Genomic DNA, 14396 nt, shown 5'->3' with positions numbered 1-14396 from the left:
TTTCAGATATTAAAAATATCTTTATCGAACTTAATTCGAAAAAGGATGAGATTTGTTCGTTAGCATATGCCAGAAACTACCTTGTATAACTTAAACTTTAATCTGGGATACCTATAAAGGGTTCCTGTGTCGAAACTTAAGTTATGCATGCTCGAAAATCGTGGCTACTGAGGATTTTCGCGGCATGCATGACTTAATAGTTGAGCTAGGAACCCTATAAGAACATGCATATTAGGAAACTAGTTCTATAATATGCATGTTCTTTAAATATATAGGCTTAATTAATTTTACAGAGGTTATTATAAAGAAATATTGAAGAAGGAGATTTACTTTCCTTATAATGCAAGGCTTATGTATAATCTAAATATCTGTTTTTAGTAGCTCATCTATTATTCAACTTTAAACTTATTTACTACATTGTTAAGCTTGTCAGTCATCTCTTTAATATTATTCATATTTATTTTTACTTGTTGCATGATAGCAGCCTGCTCTTCGGTTGATGCTGCAGCTTGTTGACTCCCAGAACTAAAACTTCTTGATATATCATCAAGTTCATGTATTTTATTTAAGGAATCTTTACAAGTTTGTTCAATTATATGTATTGAGTTAATAATCTCTTTCACTTTATTATTTGTGTCAATGCTTGAAATTTGAAGATCTGATAAAAAAGTATCAACTCTATATACTGACGCTACGCCTTCATTTGCATGTACAACACCTTTTTCAATAGCTTTAATTGCATTTGAGATTTCTTTTTGCATGGAATTTGCAATCTCACTTATTTGACTACTTGCATTACTTGATTGTTCTGCTAAATCTTTAATTTCATTTGCAACTATGGCAAACCCCTTACCTTGTTCTCCGGCTCTAGCAGCTTCAATAGAGGCATTAAGAGATAATAAGTTTGTTTGACTAGTTATTTCTGAGATAGTTTCGCTAAATGAATTAATCTCTTTTGATTTGCTGTCAAGTTCTTGAATAATAACTGCTGTGGCTTCTATTGTATCTGTTACTGTAGTTACTTTCTCTATAGAGGTTTTAAATATATTTAGAGCAGCCTTCGTATTATTTAGTGATGTGTCAGCTGAAGAAGATACTATATTCGCTTTTTGAACTGAATTTTCAACTTGTCTGAAAACTTCGTCCATTGTATTTGATACTTCGTTAATGCGGCTTGTTTGCTCAAGGGAACCTGAAGCTATTTCATTTATTACTTGAGTTATTTCTTCCGCTGTATTGCTTGTCTCACTAAAACTTTTATGCATATCAGTTATTTCAGCATTTACTTCTCTAGTATTATTTTTTATCTCATTTGTAATTACAGTAATGTTATTTACCATTTCGCTAAAGGATTGAGATAACTCACCAATCTCATCATTACCAGCTTTATCAAATTTTACTGTAAAATCACCGTTTTTTATTAACTCAGCTTTAAGTTTATTTAAAGAACGGACTAAGAAAATTGAAAGGATTTCCCCTATGATTATTCCACCTGCAATTATTATTAGTACTAAAATACATATATTAACTTTAAATTTATTAAGTTGAGTAACCATCATGTTAGCATCGAAGTCCGCTGCAAGTACTCCAATTACATTTCCTGCAGTATCTTTAATTGGGAGATATGCAGAAATAAGATTTCCCCACTCATCTGAATGAAATTCAAATCCTGAGATGCCATTAAAACTTTGACTTAAAGTTTTTGTAATTGTATCTTCTTCATCACCTAGAACAGAAAAATTTTCGTCATCCATAGGTGCACCATCAACCACATAAATGTACTTATTTTCAGTAGTCTTACGCATCGTATATAGATATTTCAGACCAGTAGATTTTCTTATATCACTTAAATGTGATTGAAGACTTTTATAATAATCTGAATTCATATCTTCTTTATTTTGAAGGCTACTAAATTCTTGTAAATTAATTGTACCTAAAATGGATTTAACTATATTTAAAGCTGTGTTACCGATTGTAGTTTCTATATTCTCCTGTGTCTTATAGTAAGTATATATACCTACTGTAAGTGAAGAGAATAGTATAAGAATAATAAAACCTCCTATAATTTTATGACGTATTGATAAATCCTTTTTTTGCAAGCGCTGAATCATGTTTGAGCCATCCCCCTTAATACTATTTATAGTAAGATGCGATATAAGATATATCATAGCAAAAAGAGATATTATATGACAGTAAAAAACGGAAAATTATAGAGTTTTTTAAGGCTTTATTTGAGTTTTATTTAAATTTAACCCTCAAACAGTATAAAAAGATGTTTCAATTTATAATGAAAACTATTTTTAAAGCTTTTATTAGTATGGTGATGAAATTTAAAGGCGTATATTTAATAATATACAATTGATAATTATTTAAAAAATGCTTTAATAATAATCAGTTACAATAAATATAATATAGAGAAATAAATATACAATAAAATGAAGAGTAAAGCTTTGTTGTTATTCAAAGTTAAGAAAGCATTAGCTTATTTCATTTAGAAAAAGATTTAATATACAAGTAGTTTGTAAAATAGAATAAGTTAGAAGATTAAATAATAAATCCTTGAAAAGTAGTCGCTAAACTAAAGTTTTTTAGAGATGTAGTAAAAGAGTTTATGTATAAATTTTTAAAAATAATAAATTTTATTACAAAGTGGTTCATCTAAAGATGAACTACTTCAATCCGAAATCTATTTTCAAAACTCCTCTGGGTTCTGAGAGGAGAATTTGAAAATATAAACTCTAATATGAAGTGGTTCATCTATATATACACGGCAGGTAGAAGATGTAACATAAATGTTTTAACATTTCAAAAAAGAGGTGATGGGTATGGCGAGAAAGGAAAAAAATTATGACATAGAAAAGATTTTATTTCTATATCAAAAGTATGGTTCGTTAAATGCTGTAAGAATGAGAACAGGATATGGTTCGCAAAAAATTAAAGAAATACTCATAGAAAGAGGAATAGAATTAAAAAAGTACATACCTGAAAGATGGGATTTTAAAGATAAAATAAAATACTAGTGATGTATAGGGATGAGGGATACACCTTTATCCCTATTTTGATTAATATAAATTTTGCTATATAATGGGTTGAATTACATGATATTGATACATTAAAATTTTTAAATTGATATATTTTTTGAAACATAACATTGAAAATGAACTTTTTTTTATAAAAACAGTTAAATTCAAATAAATTAATAAAAATTTCTATGTTTTAATGCCTTTTTATGAAAAAATATGTATAATTATTAGTGGAAGTACTGAAAAAAATTAACATAACATTTAAGAGGTGATCAAATTGAATTTCTATTGTCCTAGTCAAAAAATAAAAATTATGAGAAAAAGATTTCATATGAATCAAATGGAGCTAGAAGATACAAAGATGACTAGAGCTTTTATCAGTATGATGGAAAGTGGGAAAAGAAAGGTGAGTAGGTCCAGCTCCAAATTGCTCGCACTAAAATTTAATAATAAAGCAAAAGAACTGGGACTGGAATTAGGTTTAGATGATGAGTATTTTTCAAGAAAGCCTTATGAAGATGCAAAGATTTATTGTGATAATGAATTACTCAAAGAAAATGATCATGAGCAGTTAGAAGAATTGTTAAATATAGCTTTGGAATTTAAGTTAGATTATATTACTGCAAAGGTATATATAAAACAAGGGGATAGATATCTTTATGAACTGGAGTATAAAACAGCATTTGTAAGCTATGTAAATGCCTTAGGTAAGTTAAAAGAACTTAAAGAAAATGGAGAACAATCATATGTATATAATAAGATTGGACTTTGTAAGATAAATATTAAGGAATATGAAGAGGCAGTATTTTACCTAAATCAAGCAATTAATTATGCTAATGAAGGAAAAGATGATAATTCTTTTACTGAAGCTTCATACAATCTAGCTTTAGCTTACTCCTATATGTTAGATCATGAAAAAAGCGTGGAAATATTGGATAAGTTTATTTTAAATTCTAGTGTTTTTGAAAAGATTGATTTCAACTTTAGAATGAATATAAAGGTCTTAAAAGCAAAAGAGATTTATAATTCAGGAAGAAGAGAAAAAGCAGTAGAACAATATATTTCAATAATAGAGGAGTTACAAGATAAAAATGATTTTATATTGTCTAATGTTTATAGTCTTTTAGGTGATTATTATTTTGAGATTTCTAATTTACATGAAAGTTTAAAATACATTAATAGTGCACAAAGATTGAAGGGGAAATTGGATAAAAAATCTTTACCAAATACCTTAAAGACAAAAGCAAAAATATTTTTTAAACAAGGATTATCTGATGAAAGTATTATGATATTGGAACTTGCTATGAATATATCAGAAGAGCTTAGTGATTTCAACATGATTATATCCATTTATAATGAGTTAATAAAGATTTATAAAGAAATTAAAGATGTTGATAGAATTAGAGAAACATCAAAAAATTTAATTGAACTTCTAGATAAAAATAACTTAGAGCAAGGAAAAGATATTGCATTATGTAATCTAATGGAAGTTGCTATAAATCAAGGAGATAGTGAACCAACAAATCAAATCCTAAGTAAGTTAAATATATTACTTGGGAGATAGGTAAGTTGTCATATAAATGACACAAAGAATATTTATAATAACTAATGTAGAGTTTTTCATGATCTCCTTATAAAAGCATTTTCACTGCGGTGAAGATGCTTTTTTTTGCTGTAAAAGAAAATATAAAAATTTTGCGCTAGTTAAATTTAGATATATCAAAAGCATATAGTTAGAATATATAGTCTATAATAAAACATAGAATTTATTGATTGTAATAGCTTTACTCATATAAGTATTGAAGCAAGGGGGATTAAGATATTAACTGATGAAGTAGTTCATCTTTATATAGTGTTTATAACTAGAAAAACATAAAAGTATAACTAAAAAGAAATACTCGTAAATGAGTATGTTAGAATAATAAAATATTAATCCAAAGTTTTGCCACTAAATTGTCACAAAGGAGATATACAATAATCTTGTAAAAGTTTTTTTCATAGAACTCCTTTTTAAAAGCACTTTCATTAATTTGAAAGTGCTTACCATTTTGGCAAGATTTTGTTTTTAGTAAGAAGCACATGACTTTTTAATGATATAAATTAGAAAGTCATGTGCTTCTAAAAATTCCATTAATTTAAAGAAGAGTTTAATTTAGTATACTAGTTCAACTTAAATTATTAATTTTATAAATATGGAATTCAATAAAAAACTATTTAGTCTAGTTTAAACCTAATTCCTTACGTTTCTTCTCTATATGATCTACATATATTTGAATTGTCTTTTCTGCATCCAATTCAACAACAACCTTACCAAGCCCAAGAGATTCAGTTGTTTCTGTAAGAGTTTTAACGACTACATCACTACCGGTAATTGATGGAACTGGTGCAACATGAACAAGCCATCCAAGAGCAACAGCAGTACAAGCGTCTGCCACGGCTTTTTGTTCAAGATATTCAGGCGCTCCAATTACTAAAGGAAGTTTGTTAGTGTCTACACCTAGAGCATCAGCAAGTTCTTTTGCTGTATGAGTCATTTTTCCTATATCGACACAAGCACCATATGATAAAACTGGAGGTATTCCAAGTTGTTTACATACAGCTTTTAATCCTTCACCGCATTCGTCAGCAGCTTTTGGATTTGTAAGTCCGGTATATTCCATAACTGAAGAAGTGCAGCCACCGGATAATACAAGGATGTTATTTTTAATTAAGCCTTGAGTTATCTTGAAAATATTGCTTCCGCCTTGACCGTATCTTGCAGTTGTACAGCCAACTATAGTTGCAATACCTCTTATATTACCATTTGCAATTTGTTCTATAAGTGGGTCAAAACTTCCACCTAAAGCATTTCTTACGGATTCTGTACTGAATCCAACCATACAATCAGATGTATGTGATGGAATATATATTTTTCTGTTTTCAGATTTACGTTTAGTAAAGGATTCAATTGCTAAATTAAGAGCTTTTTCTGCTTGCTCTTTCATCTTTTCTGGAATAAAATCTAAGGTTTCAGTTCCTTGAAGTTTAATAATTGGATGGGTGCTCAATAGTTTAGTTCCAAAACGTTTTGCAAATAGAGGCATAGTTGGAACAGTACAGTTATAATCAAACATAAACATATCTACAACACCGGTAGCAAGCAAATATTCTTGAGACAACCATTCACCTTCTTGACCACCATAACCTAGTTGATTATGTGTGCCTTCGTAATTCATAAGTTGTTGCCCTTCACATACATGACCAAGAATTTGTATTCCCTCAGCCCCAGCATCTTTAGCTTTCTGCTGCCATTCATCAGTTGATGCAAGATCAATAGCTACATGTGATAAAAGTGGCATATGTCCATTAGTTACTACGTTTATCATATTTTCTTTTAATAAGCCCATGTTTTGTTTCTTATGCGCTATTTCTTGTGTTCCCATAAGTATTTCTTGAATTATATCTAAAAGGAATAATCCTTGGTATTCATTAGCAACGCCTAGTCTAATACTATTTAATAAGAATTCAATCGGATCTGAGTTAAAGTTTGTCATACACCTAGTTTGAGCAAAACCAACTTCGCTGTAGGCTCCCCCTGGGAACAAACCAAGATCTCTCCAAAGCTTTTTTCGTTTAGTAGGAGCAAATGCTTCTACAGTTTTTGATTCTATATGATAAGGGGAGTGTATATCTGCTATGACCCAATCAGCAAAAGCTACTGCTAGTTTTTCTATTGGTTGATTTATATCTAGGCCAGCCATATCTGCATATTTCTTTAATTTTTCAGCATCTCTAATCTTTAATCCACTTTCAGGATGCTCACCTGCAGCTTTTAATGTTCTTGCAGCTTGGTGACAGTGGAATACGTTTGCTGAAGTACCAATAGTAACATGTCTGTATACGAAGTTTCTAGCTACCATAGTATGCGCGTCAACACCACATGTACCTCTTGGAACTTTTTCACTTATTCTACATGGACCATTGGCACAAAGTTGGCAAGAAAGTCCTTCAATACAAAATTTACATTGAATTGGTTGTTGTTGGCTAAATCTATCAAATACGTTTGTCATTCCTGCATCGTGCACTGCTTGATACATTTCTCTCATAGCTGGGTCTATGATTACATTTAATGGGTAGCCTTCTTTTGATTGATCACCTTTGGCTACATGTTCTCTTTGCCACTTGTGCAAATCTTCACCTTGAGGTGATTTTTCGATTTGGTCATAATCAATCTTTATTCTGTTATGTATGTCTTGATGTGTGGTTGGATCATTTGAATGTTCATTTGTTAACTTACTACCAAAAGTGGTATTATCACCTCTCATGGTTTTTGCAGCATTCTCAAAAGACTCTTTAATATCCTTGTCTGACATTTGATTTCCTCCTAGGTATTATTTATGAATATTGATTACCACTTTGAATAGAAATAAGAGAATTTAGTGGTATATCAAGATAATATAAAATTCAATATATAGAATGTGATTAGTAAAATTAAATTATTCATATTTTTCTAGATTAGGATTATTTTTTTCTTTAGAATCATAAAATGGTTAATTTAAGTAAAGAATTGTGTTTACTGACTATTAGGTATATGGTAAAATTAGTATATATTTTATGAATTGGAGGTGAAAGATATGGTTTATTTCTTTTTAGAAAATACTGTTTTGGATAGATTGCCTTTGTCATTATCTGGAATAACAAAGGCTGATTTTGGGTTAAAGGGACAAGTCTGCCCAAAATTGAATATTGTACTGAAAAGAAATGCTGTATCTTTGCCATAAGAATAAACTTTTGATTTACCTAGGCGAGATTAGTTGCTTGGGTTTTTTTATGTTTAAAATTTATTTTAAAACTAGTAGATTTTCTATTATTTGAGGTCTTATAATTATGAAATCTCCCTGGCAAGAAATTGTTAAGGGAGATTTTTATGTTTATATAAGTATGATTGGTGATTATAAGAAAATTGTTTCAAATTACAATAAACTAGCTAATTTAGGAGGAATTAATATGAATTATAAAAATAGATTAAGAAAAAATATTCGAAAGAATTATTTATTTGTTCTTTTAAATAACTTTAGTTTTACTAACGGCATATGGATGATTTATCTTGCCTCAAAGGGATTAACATTAACAGAGCTGGGGTTAATAGAAGGTGTGTTTCATCTTACTTCATTTTTAATGGAGATACCAACTGGTGCAATTGCTGACATATGGGGTAGAAAAGTAAGTAGAATATGCGGACGCATGGTGTCTTTAGTGTCTTCTATAATAATGTTGTTTTCAAATACCTTTTTAGGGTTTACAATGGCTTTTATAATTTCTGCAGTATCTTACAATTTAGAATCAGGGGCAGGGGATGCACTGATATACGATTCTTTAAAAGAGATTGATGAAGATAAAAAATATATGAAGATTTTTGGCTTCAGTGAGCTTATAATGCAAGTGGCCAGTACTGGTGGGTTAATAATAGGAGGATATCTATCAAAGTACAATTACAAATACGCATATATAGCTGCTATAATAGTAGGTCTAATTAATTTTATACACTGTTTTTCCTTCACAGAGCCTAAGATTGAAATGAAAACTGAGCATAAAAGTTTAAAAACTATAAAAGAACAGGTTGTTAAAAGCTATACTATAATAGTTTCAAATAAGGTTATAGGGTTTCTTTTAATTTTTTCTCAAGCAATTTTCATGTTTAATACAAGTATTTTCTTTTATTTTCAAAACTACTTATTGGCCAATGGTATGACACAAGATAAAATAGGAATTATTTTAGCTCTATCATCTTTAGGATCAGCAATAGTTGGTGCAAACGGATATAGAATTGAGAGAAAAATTGGGCAAGTAGGTATAATTGCTGTGGTACCTATACTTATAGCTGCATGTATTTGGGGAGCTGCTTTAAGTAAGTATTATTATATATTTTTCATAGCTGTAAGTTCTATGGAGTCACTTATTTATGTAGTAGTAGGAGATTACATTAATAAACTTATACCATCGGAAAAAAGAGCTACTATATTATCAATGGGTAGCATGATTTTTAGTGCATACATGATTATAATTTTTCCGTTGATAGGGAAAATAGGTGATATGTATACACTTCAAACTTCTTTCGAAGTTGTTGCTTTTATCGCTACAGTTATGTCCATAGTTAGCTTTTTTATTTTTAGCCGTAGCAATAAAAAATACATCTAAAGTCAATATATTAGTTAGCAAGTAGTAATCATGCTTGCTAACTTTTTTATGTTAAAATACGCATGAGCAATTATTTGTTATTGTAATTTGAACTCTTTGAAAGAAAATGCATAATATATAAAATGATAAGGGAAGTATAGATAATCTTTACTTGCTCATTAATTTTAGAAGGTGAAAATATGTATCCAGATGGATATGGCAATGCATTTTCTAGTAGATATAATTATCTAAAAGGATTTGATGGTAACGAAGTTTTTAATAATGTACTTAAGGTTATAGGAAACGGAATTATAAAGGTTAGACCTGATATTGCAGAAATAACCCTTGGGGTTATCACTGAAAATGAAAGTCTGAAAGCAGCACAAAAAGAGAATGCAGAGATTACAATAGCGGTTTTAGATACTTTAAAGGATAATGGAGTAGCTACAAAAGATATACAAACAGAAAACTACACAATAAATACTAAATATGATTATGTAGACGGCAAACAAGTTTTTAAAGGTTATGAAGTGAGAAACCTTTTAAGAGTAACAATTAGAGAAATAAGTAGAGTTGGAATAATAATTGATTCAGCAGTGGAAAGTGGAGCAAATAATGTTGGAAACATAAGTTTTACTATACAAAACCCATCGAAATACTATTCTGAAGCTTTAAGATCGGCGGTTGAGGATGCTCAGAAAAAAGCGGTTGTTATAACCAGTAAGCTTAAGGTGAAGATATATGAAGTCCCTATAAGGGTAGTAGAGCTAACTAACGAGGAACAAGGGCCAAGACCAATGACTTTTAAAACTAGTATTGCGGCGACTACACCTATTGAAGCAGGTGAAAATGCAATATCTGCATCAGTTGAAGCGGTATTTTTATATGCTGAATAATATTTTAAAAAGAAACCTTACTAATAAGCTTAATAGCTAGTACAATCAGAATCAGGTAATTAGTAGAAAACCTACTGTTTACCTGATTTTTTTCTTCAATAAAATTTTGTGTTTAAATTTAAACAAGGAAGAAAAATGCCATGAGAAATTGAGGACAGTATTAAGAATTAAGCTTTATACATTATAAAGAGTGGCTAATTTGATATATATCACCTTAAAGTTATGATATAAAAAATTAAGTATCAAAGTTAATAATTAAACCAAACTAAAGATGTACTACTTCAATCCGAAGTCTATTTTTGAAACTCTCACGGGTTCTGGTGAGAGAATTTAAAAATAATAAGTTTAAATATGAAGTAGTACATCTAAAATAGTTAGATATTAATAATTGATTATGTGGGAGGTTTTTTACATGATAACTGAGATGCTTGAAAAAATATCTGATATGTCTGCATCCTTTCAGCAGGTTACAGAAGATATAGTGCTTCTAAGATTTAAAATAGTTAATGCAATTATGATAGGTAGTGTTAAGAATGAAAATTCAGATTGGGTTTTAATTGATACTGCTTTGAGAAGTTCAGCAGATGAAATAATTGAGTGCGCAGAAAAGTTTTTTGGAAAAGATAAGGCGCCTAAGTGTATAATATTAACTCATGGACATTTTGATCATGTTGGCTCAGTCGTAGAATTGGCCAATCATTGGAATGTTTCTATATATGCTCATGAATTAGAATTGCCATATCTTACTGGGAAAAGTGATTATCCTAAAGGAGATCCATCAGTGGATAAAGGAATTGTTGCAAAGATGTCAGAGTTTTTTCCAAATAAGTCTATTAATTTGGATGGAAAGATAAAAGAGCTACCTAAAGACGGTACAGTACCTAACTTATCAGAATGGAGATACATAAACACTCCTGGGCATACACCAGGACATATTTCATTATTTAGAGAAAGAGATAGAGTTCTAATTGTAGGAGATGCTTTTACCACTGTAAGACAAGAGTCTTTATTTTCTGTTTTGACACAAAACAAAGAGGTTAATGGTCCGCCAGCATACTTCACAACTGATTGGGATGCTTCTAAAGCTTCTGTGAAAAAATTAGCAGAGCTTAGACCTGCAATTATAATTCCAAGTCATGGAGATCCTATGAATGGAGAAGAGATAGGTCCATACTTAAAAGGGTTAGTAGAAAATTTTGATAAAAAAGCAATTCCGGAAGAAGGACGATTTGTAAAATAATAATATTAGATTTTAAAAAGAATTTTTATGCTTATTATGAAACAGAACTTATACATACTTGTGTTTTGATTTAATATTGAAACCAATATGTATGAGTTTTTTACCCTATAGGGATCACCAGTGAAGGCAAGCCTTCACAAAATACAATGGGAAATGCCTATCTTTCCCGTAGGAAAGTATATTTCAGATATATATGTAGATAAGCATACTTAAAAAAGTAAGGATTAAGGAATAAAGAAGAAGAATGAATTGGAGAGGTATTGTCTAATATGTCCATAAATAGGTATAATTATAAATATAAATAAATTTTTAGGAACCTACTTTATCTGGATTAGGAACTAAAATCCTATGGCTTAATTCTTAGGATCATATTTAAGTATAGAAAGGATGTCTTATTATATGAATATATATAGCGTTATAAACATGGATATTGTGGGGTCAAGAGAAATTGAAGATAGAGCTGTAGTACAAGAAGAACTTAAGCAATATTTTAGACAGTTATATATTGAAAACAGACATATACTAGTAGCACCTATCACATTTACTTTAGGCGATGAATGGCAGATTGTTTTAAGGGATGTTAAGGAAAGCTATAATATGTTTTTAAAGATAAAGGATTTTCTTTTAAAACGTAATATTAGTTGCTATTGTGGAGTAGGGTTAGGTTCAATAAGCACTGAAGAATCTGAAGATACTAGAGAAATGGATGGAAAAGCGTTTATATATGCAAGGAAAGCTCTTATATGTGCTAAAGAGACAAACACCTTTTATAATAAGATGCTTTATACAAAAGATTGTAGGGTGATTTTTATTGGAGACTCTATTAAGTTTAATAACTCAATTAATGAACAACACATTCCAACAGAGCAGCAGTTAGAAGTAGCAGTGACTTCAATTTATGAGGATTTTAACATAATTGATGCTTTGAATGCCATGATTCAGAACAACGAAATTCTGCAATTAAATATGACAGCTAAGCAAAGGGAAGTTATTAGCTTATATGAATCTTTAGGATCTTATGCAGAAATTGAGAAGAAACACCCAAGGTATTCTAAATCAAGTATTTCTCGTAAACTTTCAGCTGCAAATTATTTTTTAGTAGCACATAATAGAAATATTATAAAAGGTCTCTTGACGGAATATTGTGAAAGGGTGAAGGAGCAAAGCTAATGGATATAGAACTCATATTAATTGCAATACTGAGTCATAATATTTTTGATTTTATATTACAAATTAAACTTTTTCGGTGTTATAGATTTCCGATTTGTAAAGGCGATGGCAATGATCTAAAGCGCAAAAAGAACATATATAAAATTATAAAAGGTAATTTAATGCATACATGTAGTCACTTTCTAGGGCTTTGTTTAATTGTGTTAGTTATAAATTTAATAAAAAGTGACCAAGTAATCTTTCCTATGAGCAAAATAATCTTAATTTGCTTAGCTCATTTTATTATAGATTTGCTTAAATCACTTATATATTTATTTCGGACAAGCACTCAGAATAACATATGGATATTCTTAATAGATCAGTTTCTGCATCTAATGGTAATCTCATCTGTAATATATGATTTTAATATCCTCTATTTTATAAGACAGTTAAAGTATAAATTTTTGACTTATCCAAATAGTTTTAATCTATCTGAGAAAATCTTAATTACTTCCATAATATTCATTGTGTCTACCTGGGCTGTAGGTATTTTTATCAAAGTGCTTATAAGCTACATAAGTTCTGAAGCAAATAAGCTTAATATAACAGAAAATATAGGAAAGAACATTATTGGTGATAATGGAACTGTTATTAAAATTGCATCTTCTGAAGCTAAAAATGGAGGGTATTTAATAGGTATACTAGAAAGAATACTGATATTGATAAGTATAGCTATGAATTATCCTGTAATGATTGGCTTTGTCCTTACTGCAAAATCTGTAGCAAGGCTAAAAAAATTATCTAATGACAGTTTTGCAGAATACTTTATTATCGGCACTTTCTTTAGTTTTATAGCTGCCGTATTAGGAGGAATAATTATAAGGAGTTTATTTAACTAACTAAAATAACCAAAGAGCAATGGTTTTTCTTTGCGTATTTTATAGCTTTTCTAGCAAGGTGAAAAGAAGGACCATCTAATTGATTAACCGTAAGTTCAAAATCATTAATACTAATTTCACCTATGCCTATACCAGTATAAAAATCTATGTTCTCAGGTAAGTTTTCTCTAAAAAAACTTATTATTTTATCATAAGGTGCATCCTGCTGCAATAATCCTTCCCATTCATCGCCAAGAGTTATAAGAAATGGAGAGGCAATTATATCATTAAAAGTTGCATTACACTTTTTCAATACGTTTATAAGTAACTTCTGAACTTCATATCTATTTTCTATATTTTTAGAATTCTTTAAATCAAAAATCATAGTAATATAGCACATATTTCCTCCTATCAAGTATATTTTAAAAAAGAAACTCTCGCATAGTTGATGTTTATATAGCAACTTTACAAGAGTTGTAATTATAATATTAACTTGCGAATACAATAATCTCACACTGCATTATATGAATTTCTGAACATATGGTACCAAATAAGTAGGTGGTGCAAATTGAAAAATTGTAATCCGCATACACTCCTTGAATAGATTATAATTTATTCTGAAATAGAGAGGTATAAATAACGAATGAATAATGTAACTAATTATCATAATATTGTTTAATTATTAAATATATGGTAGTATGAATTTAAAGATAAAAAGACAGTAATTAAATAATGCAATGGTATATTTATTTGAGGAGGGAATAAAGTGGATATAGAAAAATTTGTTCCTGAACAGTTGATGATTTTAGTAGCAGCATTATATGTGATTGGAATGTGTTTAAAGGCTACACCTAAAGTGCAGGATTGGTTAATACCTTGGATACTAATAGTGATTGGAATAATCGGATCAATAGCTTTGCAACAAGGTTTTACTGCATTAGCTTTCTTTCAAGGTATAGTTTCTGCTGGATTAGCAGTTCTTAGCAATCAACTGGTGAAGCAAACTTTAAATAGGGATGATTCTAGCAAAAATAGTAATGATAAAGTTTAGAAG

General features: G+C 29.6%; 12 protein-coding genes. 9 read left to right on the top strand and 3 right to left on the bottom strand.

Annotated elements, in window-relative coordinates; translation table 11 throughout:
• Positions 1-389 precede the first annotated feature (389 nt).
• A complete protein-coding gene (locus tag JHL18_RS06160; RefSeq protein WP_200267189.1) occupies positions 390-2111 on the bottom strand; it encodes a methyl-accepting chemotaxis protein in 1722 nt (573 codons plus the stop codon).
• 714 nt (positions 2112-2825) lie between these two features.
• On the opposite strand from JHL18_RS06160, the gene JHL18_RS06155 reads away from it, so the two are divergent.
• Positions 2826-3020 carry a hypothetical protein gene (locus JHL18_RS06155; protein WP_200267188.1) on the top strand — a complete coding sequence of 65 codons (195 nt, stop codon included), beginning with the start codon at positions 2826-2828 and terminating at the stop codon, positions 3018-3020.
• 316 nt (positions 3021-3336) lie between these two features.
• Positions 3337-4587, top strand: a complete 1251-nt coding sequence (locus tag JHL18_RS06150) for a tetratricopeptide repeat protein (RefSeq protein ID WP_200267187.1) — start codon at positions 3337-3339, stop codon at positions 4585-4587.
• 655 nt (positions 4588-5242) lie between these two features.
• On the opposite strand, the gene cooS is transcribed toward JHL18_RS06150, so the two are convergent.
• Positions 5243-7375, bottom strand: coding sequence for an anaerobic carbon-monoxide dehydrogenase catalytic subunit (gene cooS / locus JHL18_RS06145; protein WP_200267186.1), 2133 nt, complete (start codon positions 7373-7375; stop codon positions 5243-5245).
• A 261-nt stretch (positions 7376-7636) separates the two neighbouring features.
• Here cooS and JHL18_RS06140 point away from each other — a divergent pair, with 261 nt between their 5' ends.
• The 6 genes from JHL18_RS06140 to JHL18_RS26190 all read left to right on the top strand — a co-directional run bounded on the left by JHL18_RS06140 (position 7637) and on the right by JHL18_RS26190 (position 13363).
• On the top strand, positions 7637-7783 hold the full coding sequence (locus JHL18_RS06140) for a hypothetical protein (RefSeq protein ID WP_200267185.1): 147 nt from the start codon (positions 7637-7639) through the stop codon (positions 7781-7783).
• 226 nt (positions 7784-8009) lie between these two features.
• Positions 8010-9200 carry an MFS transporter gene (locus JHL18_RS06135; protein ID WP_243277812.1) on the top strand — a complete coding sequence of 397 codons (1191 nt, stop codon included), beginning with the start codon at positions 8010-8012 and terminating at the stop codon, positions 9198-9200.
• Positions 9201-9379: 179 nt separating this feature from the next.
• On the top strand, positions 9380-10075 hold the full coding sequence (locus JHL18_RS06130; RefSeq protein WP_200267184.1) for an SIMPL domain-containing protein: 696 nt from the start codon (positions 9380-9382) through the stop codon (positions 10073-10075).
• Between the two features lie 412 nt (positions 10076-10487).
• Positions 10488-11315 (top strand): MBL fold metallo-hydrolase, encoded by an 828-nt coding sequence (locus JHL18_RS06125; RefSeq protein ID WP_200267182.1) that lies wholly within the window; start codon positions 10488-10490, stop codon positions 11313-11315.
• Between the two features lie 399 nt (positions 11316-11714).
• Entirely contained in the window at positions 11715-12485 is a 771-nt protein-coding gene (locus JHL18_RS06120) for a SatD family protein (protein WP_200267180.1), read from the top strand.
• Entirely contained in the window at positions 12485-13363 is an 879-nt protein-coding gene (locus JHL18_RS26190; RefSeq protein WP_200267178.1) for a DUF3307 domain-containing protein, read from the top strand. Before JHL18_RS06120 ends, JHL18_RS26190 begins: the two co-directional genes overlap by 1 nt.
• Here the strand turns inward: JHL18_RS26190 and JHL18_RS06110 are convergent.
• Complete coding sequence (locus JHL18_RS06110) at positions 13356-13742, bottom strand: SatD family protein (protein ID WP_200267176.1); 387 nt, start codon at positions 13740-13742, stop codon at positions 13356-13358. The two genes, JHL18_RS26190 and JHL18_RS06110, sit on opposite strands and share 8 nt — an antisense overlap.
• Before the next feature lie 366 nt (positions 13743-14108).
• Between JHL18_RS06110 and JHL18_RS06105 the strand changes: the two genes are divergently transcribed.
• Positions 14109-14393 carry a phage holin family protein gene (locus tag JHL18_RS06105; protein WP_261851533.1) on the top strand — a complete coding sequence of 95 codons (285 nt, stop codon included), beginning with the start codon at positions 14109-14111 and terminating at the stop codon, positions 14391-14393.
• Positions 14394-14396 lie beyond the last annotated feature (3 nt).

The organism is Clostridium yunnanense, from assembly GCF_016595795.1.
GTDB lineage: Bacteria > Bacillota > Clostridia > Clostridiales > Clostridiaceae > Clostridium_AR > Clostridium_AR yunnanense.
This window is presented reverse-complemented; position numbering and strand designations above follow the sequence as displayed.

Excerpts from the sequence above, each read along its gene's own strand:
- cooS (WP_200267186.1), bottom strand. The coding sequence starts at position 7,375 with ATGTCAGACAAGGATATTAAAGAGTCTTTTGAGAATGCTGCAAAAACC.
- JHL18_RS06160 (WP_200267189.1), bottom strand. The coding sequence starts at position 2,111 with ATGATTCAGCGCTTGCAAAAAAAGGATTTATCAATACGTCATAAAATT.
- JHL18_RS06120 (WP_200267180.1), top strand. The coding sequence starts at position 11,715 with ATGAATATATATAGCGTTATAAACATGGATATTGTGGGGTCAAGAGAA.
- JHL18_RS06155 (WP_200267188.1), top strand. The coding sequence starts at position 2,826 with ATGGCGAGAAAGGAAAAAAATTATGACATAGAAAAGATTTTATTTCTA.
- JHL18_RS06110 (WP_200267176.1), bottom strand. The coding sequence starts at position 13,742 with ATGTGCTATATTACTATGATTTTTGATTTAAAGAATTCTAAAAATATA.
- JHL18_RS26190 (WP_200267178.1), top strand. The coding sequence starts at position 12,485 with ATGGATATAGAACTCATATTAATTGCAATACTGAGTCATAATATTTTT.
- JHL18_RS06140 (WP_200267185.1), top strand. The coding sequence starts at position 7,637 with ATGGTTTATTTCTTTTTAGAAAATACTGTTTTGGATAGATTGCCTTTG.
- JHL18_RS06150 (WP_200267187.1), top strand. The coding sequence starts at position 3,337 with ATGAGAAAAAGATTTCATATGAATCAAATGGAGCTAGAAGATACAAAG.
- JHL18_RS06135 (WP_243277812.1), top strand. The coding sequence starts at position 8,010 with ATGAATTATAAAAATAGATTAAGAAAAAATATTCGAAAGAATTATTTA.
- JHL18_RS06130 (WP_200267184.1), top strand. The coding sequence starts at position 9,380 with ATGTATCCAGATGGATATGGCAATGCATTTTCTAGTAGATATAATTAT.
- JHL18_RS06125 (WP_200267182.1), top strand. The coding sequence starts at position 10,488 with ATGATAACTGAGATGCTTGAAAAAATATCTGATATGTCTGCATCCTTT.